The organism is Xanthomonas sp. D-99 (assembly GCF_017746145.1).
GTDB classification, from domain to species: domain Bacteria; phylum Pseudomonadota; class Gammaproteobacteria; order Xanthomonadales; family Xanthomonadaceae; genus Xanthomonas; species Xanthomonas cissicola.
This window is the reverse complement of the sequence record NZ_JAGHWU010000054.1, coordinates 1-15,689: the sequence shown is the minus strand read 5'-3', so window position 1 is coordinate 15,689 and position 15,689 is coordinate 1. Positions and strand designations below refer to the sequence as shown.

Below are 15,689 nucleotides of genomic sequence, written 5' to 3'. Positions count from 1 at the left end.
GGTTCCGGCTTAGAACCCCCACAGCGGCGCCGAGCTCACTGCGGCTGGCGAGGCGTTTTTGGGTGAGGTGCGCCGCGTGCTTGCCGATGTGGAACGCGCCGCCGAAACCGCACGCCGGGTGGCGCGCGGCGAATCCGGACGGTTGCGCCTGGGCTTCACTGCCTCTGCTGCTTTCAGCCCGGTGGTGCCGCGCCTGATTCGCGACTTCCGCCGCAAATGGCCGCAGGTCGAATTGCTGCTGGAAGAGACCAATACCGCCAGCCTGCTGGTCGGGCTGGCCGATGGCCGTCTGGATGCAGCGTTTGTGCGCTATGGGCTGAGCACACCAGCGGATTTGCAGTTGCTGCGCTTTGCCGATGAGCCGATGAAGATCGCCGTGCCGGCCGCGCACCCTCTGGCCACGCGCAACAGCGCGCCGTTGGCGGCGCTGGCCGGCGAACCCTTCATCCTGTTTCCGCGCAGTTTCGGCTCGAGCCTGTACGACGAAATCCTCGCCGCCTGCCGCGACTCCGGCGTGACCTTGCGCATCACCCAGGAGGCGCCGCAGATGTCGTCCATCATCAATCTGGTGGCCGCCGAGCTGGGTGTTTCGGTGGTGCCCGCCTCCACCGCACAGCTGCAGCGGCCCGGCGTGCGCTATCTGGATATCGAAGGCCATATGCCGCTGGCGCGACTGGCCCTGGCCGCCGCGCCGGGTGGATTGGAGACCACACCGTTGGTGCGGCATTTGTGGGCGCTGGCAAAGTTGATCTGAGCAGGGTCGCCTGCGGATGAGCAACGCTGGGCGGCCAATGCTCGGATCGGCAGCTGCCGCTCGTTCACGGCGGTTCCGAGCGCGACATCCGCAGGCACCTGAGGAACGCTGGCAACGCGTTGCCAGCGCTCTATCGCATGCTGCGGTTCTCTGCAGTACTCGTACCTGCTGATGCTGACGCGCTGTGATGCAAGCAACTTGCAGCATCGGCTTGACCTCAACTGCGCTTGAGGTCGTTCAATGCCGGGTTTCCAACGACATTGCCGCCATGCATCTGCGTCATCTCTTACTGCCCTGCCTGGACCCCGACCTGACCCTGCGCTTCTACCGCGATGTGCTGCAGTTGCTCGTACACGGCAATGCGGTGCGCATCGGCTGGAGCGCACTGGAGTGCGTGCAGGCGCAGCGCCCGGTGGGCAGCGTGCATATGGCCTTCAACGTGGCTCCGTCGCGTTTCCAGGCCGCTGCGCAGTGGATTGGCGCACGCGCCACCTTGCTGAGCGATCCACACGGTCGCAAGCACTTCGCCCTGGACGGCGCGTGGCAGTCGCATTCGGTGTATTTCGCCGGGCCCGATGGCGCAGTGCTGGAGTTGATCGCGCGCAATGCCTTGCAGGATGCAGCGGCCGGTGAAGGCCAGTTCCGTGGCGAAGAACTGCTGTGCCTGAGCGAAATCGGCTTGCCTAGCAACAATGTCGAGGTGGTGACACGCAGCCTGGCACATCATTTCAGCCTGCACCCCTTCGCCCCGCCGCTGGAGGGCTTTGTGGCCTTGGGCGATGACCACGGCCTGTTGATCGTGGTCGACCAGCGCCGGCGGTGGTTCCCGCAACAACGGCAACTGCCTTGGGCCGACGGCCTGCGCATCAGCGTGGACGCGCCAGCACCCGGCCTGCGGCTGCGCGATGCGCAGGGGTGGGAATTGCTGGCGGCGTAATGCCACGCGGCCTGATCAACGTAGATCCGCGCGTAAAAGCACTGCGCTCACCGCCGGCAGGTACGGCCGGCTCGGTGCGGCATGCGGCACGCACGCACTGCGGTACCAGTACGCCATGGTGTCCACGATTGCGCCATGCTGTTAGCCGCTTGTGGTGCTAGCAGGCGCCGGCAAGCGGAAGAACGCACGCGCTGCGGCCGTGCTGTTGGCGGCGGTCACCGCGACATCCTCGCCACGATCGCGCGCCAGCTCTTCGACGATATGCGACAGGAACATCGGCTCGTTGCGACGATCCTTGGGCATCGGCTTGAGCGTGCGTGGCAGCAGGTACGGCGCATCGGTTTCGATCATCAAACGGTTGGCCGGAATGTTGCGCACCAGCTCGCGCAGATGCGCACCGCGGCGCTCATCGCACAGCCAGCCGGTGATGCCGATGTAGTAATCGCGGTCCAGATACGCGAACAGTTCGTCGCGCGTGCCGGTGAAGCAATGCACCACCGCCGCACCCAGGCGCCCCTCGAAGCTGCGCATGATGGCGATGAAATCCTCATGCGCGTCGCGCTGGTGCAGGAACAGCGGCTTGCCGTTGTCGGCGGCCAACTGCAGCTGGCGTTCGAAGGCCTTGTGCTGCGCAGGGCGCGGCGCAAAATCGCGGAAGTAATCCAGCCCACACTCGCCCATTGCCACCACCTGCGGATGCGCCTGCAGGGTGCGCATTTCCGCTTCGCATTCGGCAGTGAATTCCACTGCGTGATGCGGATGCACGCCGGCGGTGGCGTACAGGAATCCGGGGTGTTGCTGCGCCAGTTGCAGGGCCAGCGGCGAATGCTCGCGGCTGGCGCCGGTGATCACCAGCTGCGCCACGCCGGCATCGCGTGCGCGTTGCAGCACCGCATCGCGATCGCGGTCGAACGAGTCGTGGGTGAGGTTGGCGCCGATATCGATCAATTGCATGCTGCGGGTGTCGTGTGGGGGGTGAGCCGCGTAAGTGTAACGAGCGAGGGGTTAGCTCCGCTGAGCCTCGCTCTCCCGCTGGCGGGAGAGGTGGCGTGCAGCGCCGGCGGAGGGAAGCGTGCCGGCGGGGCTTGAACGCCCGGGCGCAGTATGGCCAAGCCTAGGTCGGCAGCGAGTTGATTGTGCCGATCGACTGCCCCCATCCGCCCTTCGGGCACCTTACCCCCGCAGGCGGGGGAAGGCAGGCATTGACGATCTTCGTTCTCCCGCGGGGGAAGGCAGGCTCGCTGCATGAGGGCGGGGCGCCGGTGGGGCTTGAACGCCCGCGCCCAGGAAAGCCGCACCTATAAAATCAGCGAGCCGAGCGTGCCGGCCGACTGCCCCCATCCGCCCTTCGGGCACCTTATCCCTGCAGGCGGGGGAAGGCAGGCGGTGTTGACGATCTCCCTTCTCCCGCTGGCGGGAGAAGGTGGCGCTCAGCGCCGGATGAGGGCTACTCCACCGCCGGCACCGCCATCGCATCGATCTTCGCTGCCAGCGCCTGGATCGCCAGTTGCGCCGAACGCGACAGTTGACGCTGCGGCGCCACGCACAGCGCCAGCGTCATCGGCTTGGTCAGGTGCTGGCGAAACGGCACGAAGGCCAGACGTCCGTCGGCCACATCCGGGGCGGCATCCAGCCACGACATCAACCCAACCCCAGCACCGGCACGCACCAACCCGCGCAGCGTGCGCACGTCGTTGCAGTGGGTGAGCCGCTTCACGTCGATGTGCTGGCGCTGGTACAGCACCTTGGCGTGCTCGCCGACGATCAACGGGGCGGCGGGCAGCAACAGACGATGCTCCAGCGTCTCGCTCAGCTGCAGCTCGGTGCGGGTGCTCAACGGGTGGCCCACCGGCATCGCGATCCCCAACGGAATGTCCGCGAACGCGCGCACTTCCAGGTCCACGCTGCTGACCGGGTCCAGCAGCAGGCCGATATCCACATCGGCCGAGGTCACCATTTCCATCACCCGCTGATTGCGCGCGGTGGAGAGGTTGAAGGTGATGCCCGGGTACTCCTGCACCAGCGCCGCCACTGCCGCCGGCACCACGCCTTCGCTGAGCGCGTCGATCATGGCGATCTCCACATGCCCGCGGCGCAGGCCCTTGAGCTCGTCGAAGCGCTCCAGCGTGCGTGCATAGGCCTTCTCCCAGCCGCGCACGTCCACCAACAGCAACTCGCCCGCAGCGGTGAGCCGCAGCCGGCCAGGCAGGCGTTCGAACAGCTGCGCCCCCAGTTCTTCCTCGGCCTTGAGGATCTGCCGGTCGATCGCCGACGCCGAGACGTGTAGCACCTCGGAGGCCTTGCGGATGCTGCCGCAGCGGGCCACTTCAATGAAATACCGGGTGAAGCGCGAGAAGGTCAGCATGCGGCGGGGCTCGGTTGACGTTGCATTTTTTGCAATGGCTTGGCTGAAAATCGATGTTTGATCACACACCCCCGGCTTCCTAGAGTCAATCGGCACCGCTCCCGCCTCACGCCAGAGACCGCCCATGGATGTCGCCGTCCCCACACTGCCGCTGCACTGCACTTTCGACGCTGCCGACTGGCAGCGCCTGGCCCAGCACTGGCATGCGGTGGCGCTGAGCAGCGAGGTGAGCGAGGCGCCATTCAAGGCCACCCTGCTGGACGAGCCGCTGGTGCTGTACCGGCTGGGCAGCGAGTTGGTGGCCGCGCGCGACGTCTGCCCGCACCGCGGGGTGCCGCTGAGCATGGGCACGGCCGATGGCGGCGGCGTGGTGTGCGCCTACCACGGGCTGCGCTTCGGCGCGGGCGGGCGCTGCAACCATATCCCCGCCAGCCCCAGCCAGAACATCCCGGTCAAGATGCGCCTGCACACCTATGCGGTGGCCGAGCGCTACGGGCTGATCTGGGTGTGCCTGGCCAAGCCGGCCGGGGTGAGCGATGCGGACATCCAGATCCCGCCGATGCCGGGCTGGGACGAAGACGGCTTCCAGCAGATCGTGTGCCCGGCCTTCGACATCGGCGGCAGCGCCGCGCGCCAGCTGGAAGGCTTCATCGACGTGGCGCATTTCGCCTTCGTGCACACCGCTACCTTCGCCCAGCCGGACAAGCGCGAAGTGCCGGCCTACACCACCACCGAAACACCGACCGGCTTCAATGCCGATTACCTGAGCAGCGTGGCAAATTATTCGGTGGACATGCCGCTGCCGGACGTGGACCCGAACTTCCAATGGCTGCGTCATTTCGAGGTGCATCTGCCTTTCACCGCCACGCTCACCATCCACTTCCCGGTGCCGGGCAAGCGGTTGGTGATCATGAATGCCGCCAGCCCGGTGTCCAAGCACACCACCCGCCTGCTGGTGCCGATCGCCCGCAATTTCGACACCCATCTGCCGGTGGAAGACGTGCATGCGTTCAACCTGCGCGTGTTCGAAGAAGACCGTGCCATGGTGGAAGCGCAGCGGCCGGAATATCTGCCGCTTGACCCGCTGCTGGAAGTGCATATTCCCGCCGACCGCAGTTCCATCGCGTATCGCCGCGGGCTGCGCAGCCAGGGCTATAGCGACTTCTTCCTGCGCTGACGGCCGAGGACACCCGCATGAGCCTGCATGAAGTGCGCGTTGCCGACGTCGTCGATCAGGGCCACCGCCAGCGCGCGATCCGGCTGGAACCGGTGGGCGCCCAGTTGCCGGCATTCGAGGCCGGCGCGCATGTCGACCTGCATCTGCCGGATGGCTTGATTCGCCAATACTCGATCGCCAGCGCGCCGCATGTGCGCGACCACTATCTGCTGTGCGTCAAGCTGGCCGACGCCTCGCGCGGTGGGTCGCGGCATCTGTGCGAGCAGCTCGCGCCCGGCGACCGCCTGCGCATCTCCACACCGCGCAATCTGTTCCCGCTGCATCCGGGCGAGCGCCACGTGCTGCTGGCCGCTGGCATCGGGATCACCCCGCTGCTGTCGATGGCCGAAGCACTGGAAGCGCGCGGCGAGCCCTTCGTGCTGCATTACTACGCACGCCGGCATGCCGATGTGGCGTTTTCGCAGCGGCTGCAACAAGGCTTTACGCATGGGCAGGTGTCCCTGCATCTGAGCGATGGCGGGCAGAGCCCACGCGTACATGTGCCCGAGGAACTGGGCCAGGCGCGTGCATGCGATCAGCTGTATCTGTGCGGGCCGGCGGCGTTCATGGACCACTTCACCGTGCTGGCGAAGGCGCATGGCTGGACGGCGGCGCAACTGCATCGCGAACACTTCGCCGCCCCCGCGCCCAGCCTTGCCCACGATGCCGACAGCGCGTTCGAGGTGGAACTGGCCGCCAGCGGCCGCGTGGTGCAGGTGCCGGCCGATTGCAGCATCGCCAGTGCCCTGCTCGATGCCGGTATCGAGGTGCCGCTGTCGTGCGAACAAGGCATGTGCGGCGCCTGTCTGACCGGCGTGCTGGCTGGCACGCCAGATCACCGCGACAGCATGCTCAGCGACGCCGAACGCGCCACCAATCGGCAGATCACCGTGTGCTGTTCGCGCAGCCGCTCGCCGCGGTTGGTGCTGGATCTTTGAACGCTGTTTCCGCGATGCCACCGCAGCTGTTCAGTCACCTTGCGCAGCCTGATGCCTCGCTTGCCTTTCACGATGGCAGGCAACAGAGCGCGCCATCGCGCACGGCGCGTGCGCTGTCATGCGTGCATCAGCGGCGGGACCTGCGCCGCTGATGCGCGATGCCGGGTGACGTTTCCGCGCTAGCGTATGTGAGCGCTCCTGCAGTGCAATCCGTGCCCGAGGTCCGTGGCAAGCGCAATGCAACAGGGCAAGATGGGCCGCCCGCGTGCGTGCGCTGCACGCGCGCCGCCCCGTATCGATGAGATGTCTGCCGATGTTCCTTTGTCCTGCCGTCAACCTGCCCTGCATCGCGAGCGCGTGCTGATGCGCTGGCCCGGTTTTGCGCTTGCCGCCAACGGCAGCACCGTGCGCACCGAAATGCTGGCCGGTGCCACCACCTTCCTGACCATGGCGTACATCGTCTTCGTCAACCCCGACATCCTGGCCACCACCGGCATGGATCACGGCGCGGTGTTCGTGGCTACCTGCCTGGCTGCAGCACTGGGTTCGCTGTTGATGGGAGTGCTGGCCAACTATCCCATCGGCATGGCGCCCGGCATGGGCTTGAACGCGTTCTTCGCCTTCGGCGTGGTCGGCACATTGGGCTACAGCTGGCAGCAGACCCTGGGGCTGGTGTTCGTTTCCGGCTGCCTCTTTTTACTGCTTACCATCACCGGCGCGCGGCGCTGGTTGGTGGATGGCATTCCGACCACCTTGCGCAGCGCCATTGCGGCGGGCATTGGCCTGTTCCTGGCCTTGATCGGGCTGCAGAAAGCCGGATTGGTGGTGGCGCATCCGCAGACCTTGCTGACGTTGGGCAATTTACACCGACCCGAGCCGCTGCTTGCGCTGGCCAGGTTGCTGCTGATCGGCGTGCTGGAAGTGCGCCGCGTGCGGGGTGCCATGTTGCTCGGCATCCTTGCGGTGACCGGGGCAGCGTTGGCGTTGGGACTGGTCCACTACGAAGGCGTCCTGGCGCTGCCGCCCAGCCTGGCGCCCACCGTGCTGCAGCTGGATATCGTCGGCGCCTTGCGCGGCCATGGCGGCGGCGGTGCGCTCGCTGCGGTACTGCATGTGGTGCTGGTGTTCGTGCTGGTGGAAATGTTCGACGCCACCGGCACGCTGATGGGTGTGGCGCAGCGCGCCGGCCTGCTGCACACGCCCGCGCAGCGCCGTCAGTTCGATCGCGCGCTGCTTGCCGACAGTACCGCCATCCTGGCCGGCGCGCTGCTCGGCACTTCCAGTACCACCGCCTATGTGGAAAGCGCCGCCGGCGTGCAGGTGGGCGGGCGCACCGGCCTCACCGCGCTGGTGGTTGCCGCCCTGTTTCTGCTCGCGCTGCTGTTCTCCCCGCTGGCCGCAATGGTGCCGGCCTACGCCACCGCACCGGCCCTGATCTACCTGGCCTCGGTGATGCTGCGCGAATGCACGCAGATCCAGTGGGACGATGTGGGCGACGCGTTGCCGGCCGCCATCTGCATGCTCGCCATGCCGCTGACCTATTCCATTGCGACGGGGCTTGCGTTCGGCTTCATCACCTATGCCGCGCTCAGACTCGGCAGCGGCCGCTGGCGGGGCGTGCACCCGGCCACCTGGACCATCGCGGGCTTGTTCGTGCTGCGTTATGCGCTGGAATGATGCGTGCCTCATCTGTTCCAGGCTTGCTTACCGGCGCGCACGTGGGTGGCCTCGGGTCGCGCTGGCAGGCAAGCTATGTGGTCGTCGGCTGTCGCACACCACCGTCTCTCCAAACGAGTCTCCTGCATGTTATTTCTTCGTCGCTGTCTGGTCCTGAGCGCATGGGCGTGCTTGCCCATCGTCGTGCACGCACGGCCGGCACCAGCGCCTGTGCCCGTGCCTGCGCAACAACGCCAACAGCAGGTAGCGCAGTTGTTCCGTGAGGCGGCCGCGCAGCCGGCGCAGCTACGCACCTGGCTGCAGGCCATGCCGAAAGGTGGCGACCTGCATAACCACCTGTCCGGTTCGGTGTATGCCGAGACGTATCTGCAATGGGCCAGCGACGATGGCGCCTGCGTGCAACTGGACGAGCTGAGCCTGCGCGCACCGCCGTGCGGGGCCGGCCAGGAACCGGCCAGCGGCCTGGCGGCACGCAACGCCGCGCTGTACGGGCGGATGGTGAATTCGCTGTCGATGCGCAACTTCCTGCCCGGCCCGGCGCAACCCAGCGGCCACGATCAGTTCTTCAGCACCTTCGGCAAGTTCGATGTGGTGGTCCGCACCCGTGTCGCCGACACCGTCGCCGCAGTGCTGGAGCAGGCCGCACGCGACCGCGTGCCGTATGTGGAAATCATCGCCAACCCGCCGCAGATGGATCAGGCTGCCAAGCGCATGCAGTCGCTGCCGTGGAAGGGCGAGGACGACGCAGCCAATCTGCGTGCGTTGCAGCCCGACCTGGCGCCGCTGGTGCAGGCCGCGCAACGCGATCTTGCCGACATCGACGCGCAGGGCCGACGCGTACTGCGTTGCGACCAGGCCGATGCACGCCCCGGCTGCACGGTCGAGTACCGCTATGTTCCGTATGTGTTGCGCGTGCTGCCGCAGCCGATGGTGTTTGGGCAGATGGCGCTGGCGCATGCGCTGATCGCCGCCGGCGGCAGCCGCGCGGTGGCGCTGAACATCGTCGCGCCGGAGGACAATCCAGTGGCGTTGGCCGATTACGCGCGGCATATGGCGATGTTCCGCTTCTTCGCAACGCGCTACCCCGGTGTGCCGCTGTCGCTGCATGCCGGCGAGCTGGCGTTGGGGCTGGTGCCGCCGGCGCAGCTGCGCTCGCATATCCGGCAGGCGGTGGATGCAGGTGCGCGCCGCATCGGGCATGGGGTGGACCTGCCCTACGAAGACGATGCAGAGGCACTGCTGCAACGCATGCGACGCGAACAGGTTGCGGTCGAGATCAACCTCACCAGCAACGATGTGATTCTGGGCATCAAGGGCGCCGCGCATCCGCTGGCGCTGTATCTGCGTGCCGGCGTGCCGGTGGTGCTGTCCACCGACGATGCCGGCGTCTCGCGTGCGGACATGACCCACGAGTACCAACGTGCGATGCAGGAACAGGGGATCGACTACCCCAGCCTCAAACAGCTGGCCCGCAATGGCCTGCGCTACAGCTTCCTGCCGGGTGCGAGCCTGTGGGATGCCGACGGTAAAGCTGCGCAGGCCTGCGCCACTGCGTTGCAGCGCGAAACAGATGATGCTGCCTGTCGAGCATTCCGCCAGGGCAGCGAGAAGGCTCGGCTGCAATGGCAGCTGGAAACCGACCTGGCCCAGTACGAGCGCACGCTGTTGCTGCAACACAGATAGCGCCGACAACGAGACATATGCAACGTAGGAGCGCGCCCGAGCGCGAACGGGCTTTACCGGTAACGCCCCGTCGCGCGCAGGCACGCTCCTACAAATGCCTCTGTCCATCGCCGGTGCAATGCCTTCAACCTTCCACGACAACAACGCAATGACCGACCCGCACCTCCCCTCATCCAAACGCCGCGTCATTCTCGAAGACGACATCGACGGCTTCACCCCCGCACAGCTGCTGCTGTTGCAATCGCCCGACGTCGAGGTGTTGGGCATCAGTGCCGTCAGCGGCAATATCTGGCGCGATGAGGTGCTGGCGCATACCTGCCGCCTGCTGGAACTGGCTGGCCATCCGCAGATTCCCGTACTTCCCGGCCCGGTGCATCCGCTGCTCAACAGCGAGTTGGCCACCGAACGCTGGGAAGCGCTGTACGGCAAACTCGTGTGGAAAGGCGCATGGAACAAGCACTGGGTGGACGGCGACACCGTGCAAAGCGCGCCGCGCTATCACGCCCCCGATGTGGTGCCCGATCTGGCCTTGGGCAATCCCAGTGTAGTGCGCCCCTCAGACGAGCCGGCCGCGTTGTTCATGCTGCGCATGGTGCGTCAGTACCCGCGCGAGGTAAGCATCATTGCCACTGGCCCGTTGACCAATCTGGCGCTGGCGCAATCGCTGGACCCGGCCTTTGCCACGCTGGCGCGCGAGCTGGTCTATATGGGTGGCAGCCTCAATCCGCGGCAGCAACGCAACAGCGTGAGTGCGCAGCAATTCGCACGCGAATTCGTCAATTCGCCGCGACGCGAGTTCAATATCCGCTGGGATCCCGAAGCGGCCAGCATCGTCATGCGCGCGCCGTGGCGCCAGATCACCATGGTGCCGGTCGACCCGTCCACCGCCACCGAACTCACCGCCGAGTTGCTGGCGCGCATGAGTGCGGCCGACACCACGATTGGCCACGCACTGCGCAGTCGCGAGCCGGGCTTTCCGATGTGGGACGAACTGGCCACGGCCGTGTGGCTGCGCCCGGAATTGGCGAGGCATACGGAAACGCTGTACGTGGACACCAACACTGCCTTCGATGCCGGGTACGGCGATATCTTGTCGTGGGCACCGGGGTATCAGCCCGGGCTGGGCGAGCGGGCGCAGACGGTGGTGCATGCGGTGGATGTGCCAGCATTCGAGCAGCTGCTGGTCGACCGCCTCACTGCTCCACAGCCGCCGGCAGTGGGATCGCCCCTCCCCGTCCTCCCTTCGGGTCCTCGATTCCCTTGATGGGGAGAAGGGGCCCGCAGGGCGGATGAGGGTGCGCTGCGCTGATGACGGCGCGGCGCTGATCTGAGGAGATCGCAAGCTATGTGGAGGAAAACGCCTGATACATCCCAACTCCCGGGGCATGCCCTCACCTCACAACCTGCACAGCACGCAGGCAAGCAGGCGAATCTCAAATCCCGACTCCCCCATCCCCGCTTTCCAACAGGTGATTCATGCAACTCCCAGCGCAGTGGCAGGCCGGCGTCGATCGCAATACCGAAGTGCTGCGCGGGCACGCGCAGCTGCTGGCCACCTTCCATGCGCCGCCTGCAACGGCGCATGATGGCAGCGGTTTGCGCGGCCAGATCGCCTCCATCGTCAGCACCACGCGCAGCCAGCCCACGCTGGCCGCGCGACTGGCCACCCAGACGCTGACACGCATCAACCAGGCCAACGACCGCCTGTGCGCCATTACCCACCTGCTGCCGGCGCGTGCCGCGGCCGATGCCGCGCGCGTGCAGGCTGCGCTTGCCGGTGGCAGCGACGGTGGCGCGTTGGCCGGCGTGCCGTTCGTGGTCAAGGACCTGTTCGATGTCGCCGGGCAGGTCACCACCGCCGGCGCCGCAGTGCGTGCGCATTGCCCGCCTGCCAGCCGCGATGCAGCGGTGGTGCAACGGCTCGGCGAAGCCGGCGCCGTGTTGGTGGGTACCGCCAACATGGACGAATTCGCGTACGGCTTCGCCACGGTCAATGCGCATTACGGCACCACCGCCAATCCGCACGATGACCAGCACCTGGCAGGCGGCTCATCGGGCGGCTCGGCGGCAGCGGTGGCCGCCGGGCTGGTGCCGTTCGCGCTTGGCTCGGACACCAATGGCTCCATCCGCGTGCCGGCCGCGCTGTGCGGCATCTACGGCCTGCGCCCCACGCACGGCGCCGTCCCCCTGGATGGGGTGTTTCCGTTTGTCGATGCGCTGGATGTGGTCGGCCCATTCGCCACCTCGGTGGCCGACCTGCGCCGCGTCTACGACGTACTGCGCGGGCAGCCGCTGCCTGCGTGCCATGCCGGCAAGCTGCGCGTCGCGCGGTTGGGCGGCTGGTTTGAGCGCAATCTGGATCCGGATCTGGAGGCCGGGCTGCAGACCCTGCTCGCCGCCTGCAACAGCCTTTCGTCGATCGACCTGCCCGAGGCCGAACGCGCACGCGCCGCTGCCTTCGTCCTGACCGCTGCCGAAGGCGGGCATCGTCACCGCAGCGCGCTCACCGCGCACGGCGCGCAGTTCGACCCGGCCACCCGCGACCGCCTGCTTGCCGGCTTGCAGCTGCCTGCCAGCGCCGTGGCCGATGCGCACCGCTTCGCGCAGTGGTTTGCCGATGCCATGCATGCGCTGTGGGACCAGGTGGATGTGCTCATCGCGCCAGCCACACCCTGCGTGGCGCCACGCATCGACCAGGACACCATCCAGATCGACGGTTTGCCCGTCTCTGCGCGTGCGAATCTGGGTATTTTCACCCAGCCACTCGGCCTGGCGGCCTGCCCGGTGCTGGCCGCACCGCTGCCGCGTCCCGGGCGCCTGCCACTGGGCGTGCAACTGATCGCCGCGCCCGGCCGTGAAGACCGCCTGTTTGCGCTGGCCGCGCAACTCGAGCGCGACGGCCTGCTCGCCTTCAGCCCACCGCCGGAGCCACGCTGATGTTGCATACCCTGCGCGCGCGCCGCGGCATGGTGGTCGCACCGCACCATCTTGCCGCACAGGCCGGACGCGATGTCTTGCGCGACGGTGGCAATGCCATCGAAGCGGCCGTCGCCACCGCTGCCTGCCTGGCGGTGGTCTACCCGCACATGACCGGCATCGGCGGCGATGGCTTCTGGCTCATCCACGAACCCGATGGCCGCGTGCATGCCATCGATGCCTGCGGCCGCGCGGCGCAGGCGGCCACACTGGATTTCTATCGCGGCCACGCCCACATTCCGTGGCGCGGGCCTGGCGCGGCCAATACCGTGGCCGGTACCGTCTCCGGCTGGGCGCTGGCCCTGCAGCAGGCAAACGGCAGCGTGTCGCTGCAACGCCTGTTGAGCGATGCGATCCATCACGCCAGTGCCGGCGTACCGGTCACGCTGGGCGGCGCGCAGGTGGCCGCCAGCAAGCGCGCAGAACTGCGCCCACAACCCGGCGCCTATGCCCAGATCTTCGAGCCGCACGGCGCGCCGCTGCGCGAAGGCGCGCTGCTGCGCCAGACGCAGCTCGCGCGTACCTTGCAGCGGCTCGCCGATGAAGGTCTGGAGAGTTTCTATCGCGGCGCGATTGCCCACGACATCGCCGCAGACCTGCAGGCATTCGACAGCCCGCTCGGCGCACACGACCTGGCGACCCATCGCGCCGACGCCAGCGTGCCGTTATCGGTTGTCATCCAGGGCGCGCGCCTCTACAACCACGCGCCGCCCACGCAGGGGCTTGCCTCGCTGTTGATCCTGGCACTGTTCGATCGCCTGGAGGCAGAAGACGCAGACAGCTACGCACACCTGCACGGGCTGATCGAAGCCAGCAAGCAGGCCTTCCTGATCCGCGACGCACACCTCGGCGACCCCGCCTGGATGACGCTCGACGCACAAGCCCTGCTCGACGACAGCGCCGCGCTCAATGCGCTCGCCGCACGCATCGACATGCGCGCCGCACTGCCGTGCCCACAGCCCTCGCAGGCAGGCGACACCGTCTGGTTCGGCGCCATCGACGCGCACGGCCGCGCGGTCAGCTGCATCCAGTCCACCTATTTCGAATTCGGCTCTGGCCTGGTGCTGCCGCGCACCGGCATCACCTGGCAGAACCGCGGCTGCAGCTTCCGCCTCGCCCCCGATGGCTGGAATGCGCTTGCCCCGGGACGCAAGCCCTTCCACACGCTCAACCCGGCGCTGGCCACCTTCGACGACGGCCGCGTGATGGCCTACGGCACCATGGGCGGCGAAGGCCAACCGCAAACCCAGGCCGCCGTGTTCTCCCGCTACGCCCGCTTCGGCATGCCGCTGCAGCAGGCGGTCAGCGCACCGCGCTGGCTGCTGGGCCGCACCTGGGGCGAAGACAGCACGGCGTTGAAGCTGGAAGACCGCTTCGACCCGGCCGTGGTGCAGGCCCTGCGCAATGCCGGGCATGCGGTGGAACTGCTGCCGGCGTACAGCGCGGTGATGGGACATGCCGGTGCCTTGGTGCGCGAGCAAGATGGCGTCCTGAGTGGCGCCAGCGATCCGCGCTCGGATGGAGCAGTGGCGGCGTGGTGACCACAGTGGTCGTTCCGCTGCGGCCGCGTCCCACGTGCGCCATGGGCGCGCACCGGATGAAAGCGTCCATGTGTCGCAAGACCGTGGTGCGGAAGCCTTCGTAGCGAACCCAACCACGGCAACTTTGGCGATCCGTGTGCCATGCTTAAGCACGCCAAGGGCGCGCCATCCACATCTGCGTTACGGCTAACGCGTCGTCCAATCCACTCAAGGAGAGCAACATGACAGACCAAGATCAACATCAACCGTCGCTGGAAGACGTCAAGCTGGCGTTCGATGGCCAGAGCGTGGATTGGTATCTGCAGAAGCTGGTCGGCATTGCCAACACCTCGGACGTGCAGTTCGGCGTCACCCTGTTTGTCGAAGGCATCGTCATTTCCGGCCAATTGGTCAGCGGGAAGCGCTATTTCGAGGCGTTCGCGCAGGAGTTCTCTGCTGCCTATCCGGGCGATGCCGATGAAAAAGAGGATATCCGTCGCGCGTTTGCCAGCCACGCCAGCATCTACGATGCCGAAGACGACACGCAGCAGAGCAGCACGCCGCCGCAGTTCATCCACCTGATCGATGCGCGTTGCTTCTCACCGGGCGGCCAGCCGCTGCCCAGCAACCGTGGCGTGTTGTGGCGCGGCAAGGTCAATGCGGTTTCCGGATTCACCCTTGGCTCGCTGTCGGCAGACTGAGCCCGCTGCCGTCTGCTCCAGTGTGAGTGCCCGCCATCTCACACTGGGCGACCAAACACTTGCTCAAGGCAGTGCAACGCCGCGCCAGGACGGCAGCAGGTAGCGGACATTGTGTCAGGCCGCCGCCGTCGGACCTCGGCGCACGATGGCGATGCAGCGTCCACGACGGCATCGGCCACGGCCCGCGTCATGCCGACGGCGCGAGGGTCCGCGACAAGAAATCACCGATGTAGTGCGCAATCTCCAGCGCATGCGTCTCCAAGGCGAAGTGCCCTGTCTCCAATAGATGCACTTCGGCCCTTGGCAGATCCGTGCGGTAGGCCTGCGCGCCGGCCGGGATAAAGGCGGGATCGTACTTGCCCCACACGGCCAGCAACGGCGGCTGATGGGCACGAAAATACGCTTGAAATGCGGGGTACGCCGCCACATTGCTGCGGTAATCCAGAATCAGGTCGAGCTGGATCTCTTCGGCGCCCGGGCGCGCCATGTAGGCGATATCCAGGGTGTAGCCGTCCGGCGACAGTGTGCCGGGCGCGACACCGGTGCCGTATTGCCACTCACGAATGGTCTGCGCCGACAACGATGCGCGGCAGGCCTCGCGATTGGCGGCGCTCGGCTCCCGCCAGTAGGCCTGCCAGGCGTCCCATTGGTCGCTGAAGCCCTCCAGGTAGGCATTGCCGTTCTGGCTGACGATGGCGCTCACCCGATCCGGATGCGCGGCCGCAAGGCGGAAGCCGACCGGTGCACCGTAGTCGAACAGGTACAGGCTGTAACGCGTCAGTCCCAACGCTTCGGTAAAGCCTTCGATCACCTTGTAGAGCGCATCGAAGGTGTAATCGAACTGCCCACGCGGCGGTGCCTTGGTCATGCCGAAGCCGGGGAGATCCGGGGCGATCAGACGGTGTCACCAGCACTTTTAATC

At 66.9% G+C, this 15,689-nt stretch carries 11 protein-coding genes and 2 pseudogenes; 10 read left to right on the top strand and 3 right to left on the bottom strand.

Features of this window, described 5'->3' with window-relative positions:
• Positions 1-19: 19 nt before the first annotated feature.
• Both J7360_RS16715 and J7360_RS16710 read left to right on the top strand, forming a co-directional pair.
• Positions 20-754 (top strand): annotated as a pseudogene (locus J7360_RS16715) (LysR substrate-binding domain-containing protein); the annotation flags it as partial.
• 268 nt (positions 755-1,022) lie between these two features.
• A complete protein-coding gene (locus tag J7360_RS16710) occupies positions 1,023-1,691 on the top strand; it encodes a glyoxalase/bleomycin resistance/dioxygenase family protein (protein WP_057659507.1) in 669 nt (222 codons plus the stop codon).
• A gap of 141 nt (positions 1,692-1,832) precedes the next feature.
• On the opposite strand, the gene J7360_RS16705 is transcribed toward J7360_RS16710, so the two are convergent.
• Together J7360_RS16705 and J7360_RS16700 are read right to left on the bottom strand one after the other, a co-directional pair.
• The gene (locus tag J7360_RS16705) at positions 1,833-2,645 is read right to left on the bottom strand and encodes a TatD family hydrolase (protein ID WP_057659505.1); all 813 of its coding nucleotides are present in this window, start codon (positions 2,643-2,645) and stop codon (positions 1,833-1,835) included.
• A gap of 493 nt (positions 2,646-3,138) precedes the next feature.
• The gene (locus J7360_RS16700; protein WP_003489426.1) at positions 3,139-4,056 is read right to left on the bottom strand and encodes a LysR family transcriptional regulator; all 918 of its coding nucleotides are present in this window, start codon (positions 4,054-4,056) and stop codon (positions 3,139-3,141) included.
• A 124-nt stretch (positions 4,057-4,180) separates the two neighbouring features.
• Here J7360_RS16700 and J7360_RS16695 point away from each other — a divergent pair, with 124 nt between their 5' ends.
• The 8 genes from J7360_RS16695 (at position 4,181) to gvpU (ending at position 14,767) form a co-directional block, all read left to right on the top strand.
• The gene (locus J7360_RS16695) at positions 4,181-5,233 is read left to right on the top strand and encodes an aromatic ring-hydroxylating dioxygenase subunit alpha (protein WP_057659503.1); all 1,053 of its coding nucleotides are present in this window, start codon (positions 4,181-4,183) and stop codon (positions 5,231-5,233) included.
• Between the two features lie 17 nt (positions 5,234-5,250).
• Positions 5,251-6,210, top strand: a complete 960-nt coding sequence (locus J7360_RS16690; RefSeq protein ID WP_022557971.1) for a PDR/VanB family oxidoreductase — start codon at positions 5,251-5,253, stop codon at positions 6,208-6,210.
• A 363-nt stretch (positions 6,211-6,573) separates the two neighbouring features.
• Complete coding sequence (locus tag J7360_RS16685) at positions 6,574-7,887, top strand: NCS2 family permease (protein WP_057658558.1); 1,314 nt, start codon at positions 6,574-6,576, stop codon at positions 7,885-7,887.
• A gap of 126 nt (positions 7,888-8,013) precedes the next feature.
• Positions 8,014-9,570: an adenosine deaminase gene (locus tag J7360_RS16680; RefSeq protein ID WP_057658552.1), complete on the top strand. Its 1,557-nt coding sequence runs from the start codon at positions 8,014-8,016 to the stop codon at positions 9,568-9,570.
• Positions 9,571-9,718: 148 nt separating this feature from the next.
• The gene (locus J7360_RS16675) at positions 9,719-10,834 is read left to right on the top strand and encodes a nucleoside hydrolase (RefSeq protein ID WP_209034295.1); all 1,116 of its coding nucleotides are present in this window, start codon (positions 9,719-9,721) and stop codon (positions 10,832-10,834) included.
• 212 nt (positions 10,835-11,046) lie between these two features.
• Positions 11,047-12,507, top strand: a complete 1,461-nt coding sequence (locus J7360_RS16670) for an AtzE family amidohydrolase (protein WP_057658547.1) — start codon at positions 11,047-11,049, stop codon at positions 12,505-12,507.
• The gene (ggt, locus tag J7360_RS16665; RefSeq protein WP_057658545.1) at positions 12,507-14,087 is read left to right on the top strand and encodes a gamma-glutamyltransferase; all 1,581 of its coding nucleotides are present in this window, start codon (positions 12,507-12,509) and stop codon (positions 14,085-14,087) included. The genes J7360_RS16670 and ggt overlap by 1 nt, the downstream gene beginning before the upstream one ends.
• 221 nt (positions 14,088-14,308) lie before the next feature.
• A complete protein-coding gene (gene gvpU, locus J7360_RS16660; protein WP_039574116.1) occupies positions 14,309-14,767 on the top strand; it encodes a gas vesicle accessory protein GvpU in 459 nt (152 codons plus the stop codon).
• Between the two features lie 187 nt (positions 14,768-14,954).
• Here the strand turns inward: gvpU and J7360_RS16655 are convergent.
• A pseudogene (locus J7360_RS16655) lies at positions 14,955-15,671 on the bottom strand (alpha/beta fold hydrolase); the annotation flags it as partial.
• Between the last annotated feature and the right edge of the window lie 18 nt (positions 15,672-15,689).

Bases quoted from the DNA above. Each gene is read 5' to 3' on its own strand.
- J7360_RS16710 (WP_057659507.1), top strand. From the start codon at position 1,023: ATGCATCTGCGTCATCTCTTACTGCCCTGCCTGGACCCCGACCTGACC.
- J7360_RS16705 (WP_057659505.1), bottom strand. From the start codon at position 2,645: ATGCAATTGATCGATATCGGCGCCAACCTCACCCACGACTCGTTCGAC.
- J7360_RS16700 (WP_003489426.1), bottom strand. From the start codon at position 4,056: ATGCTGACCTTCTCGCGCTTCACCCGGTATTTCATTGAAGTGGCCCGC.
- J7360_RS16695 (WP_057659503.1), top strand. From the start codon at position 4,181: ATGGATGTCGCCGTCCCCACACTGCCGCTGCACTGCACTTTCGACGCT.
- J7360_RS16690 (WP_022557971.1), top strand. From the start codon at position 5,251: ATGAGCCTGCATGAAGTGCGCGTTGCCGACGTCGTCGATCAGGGCCAC.
- J7360_RS16685 (WP_057658558.1), top strand. From the start codon at position 6,574: ATGCGCTGGCCCGGTTTTGCGCTTGCCGCCAACGGCAGCACCGTGCGC.
- J7360_RS16680 (WP_057658552.1), top strand. From the start codon at position 8,014: ATGTTATTTCTTCGTCGCTGTCTGGTCCTGAGCGCATGGGCGTGCTTG.
- J7360_RS16675 (WP_209034295.1), top strand. From the start codon at position 9,719: ATGACCGACCCGCACCTCCCCTCATCCAAACGCCGCGTCATTCTCGAA.
- J7360_RS16670 (WP_057658547.1), top strand. From the start codon at position 11,047: ATGCAACTCCCAGCGCAGTGGCAGGCCGGCGTCGATCGCAATACCGAA.
- ggt (WP_057658545.1), top strand. From the start codon at position 12,507: ATGTTGCATACCCTGCGCGCGCGCCGCGGCATGGTGGTCGCACCGCAC.
- gvpU (WP_039574116.1), top strand. From the start codon at position 14,309: ATGACAGACCAAGATCAACATCAACCGTCGCTGGAAGACGTCAAGCTG.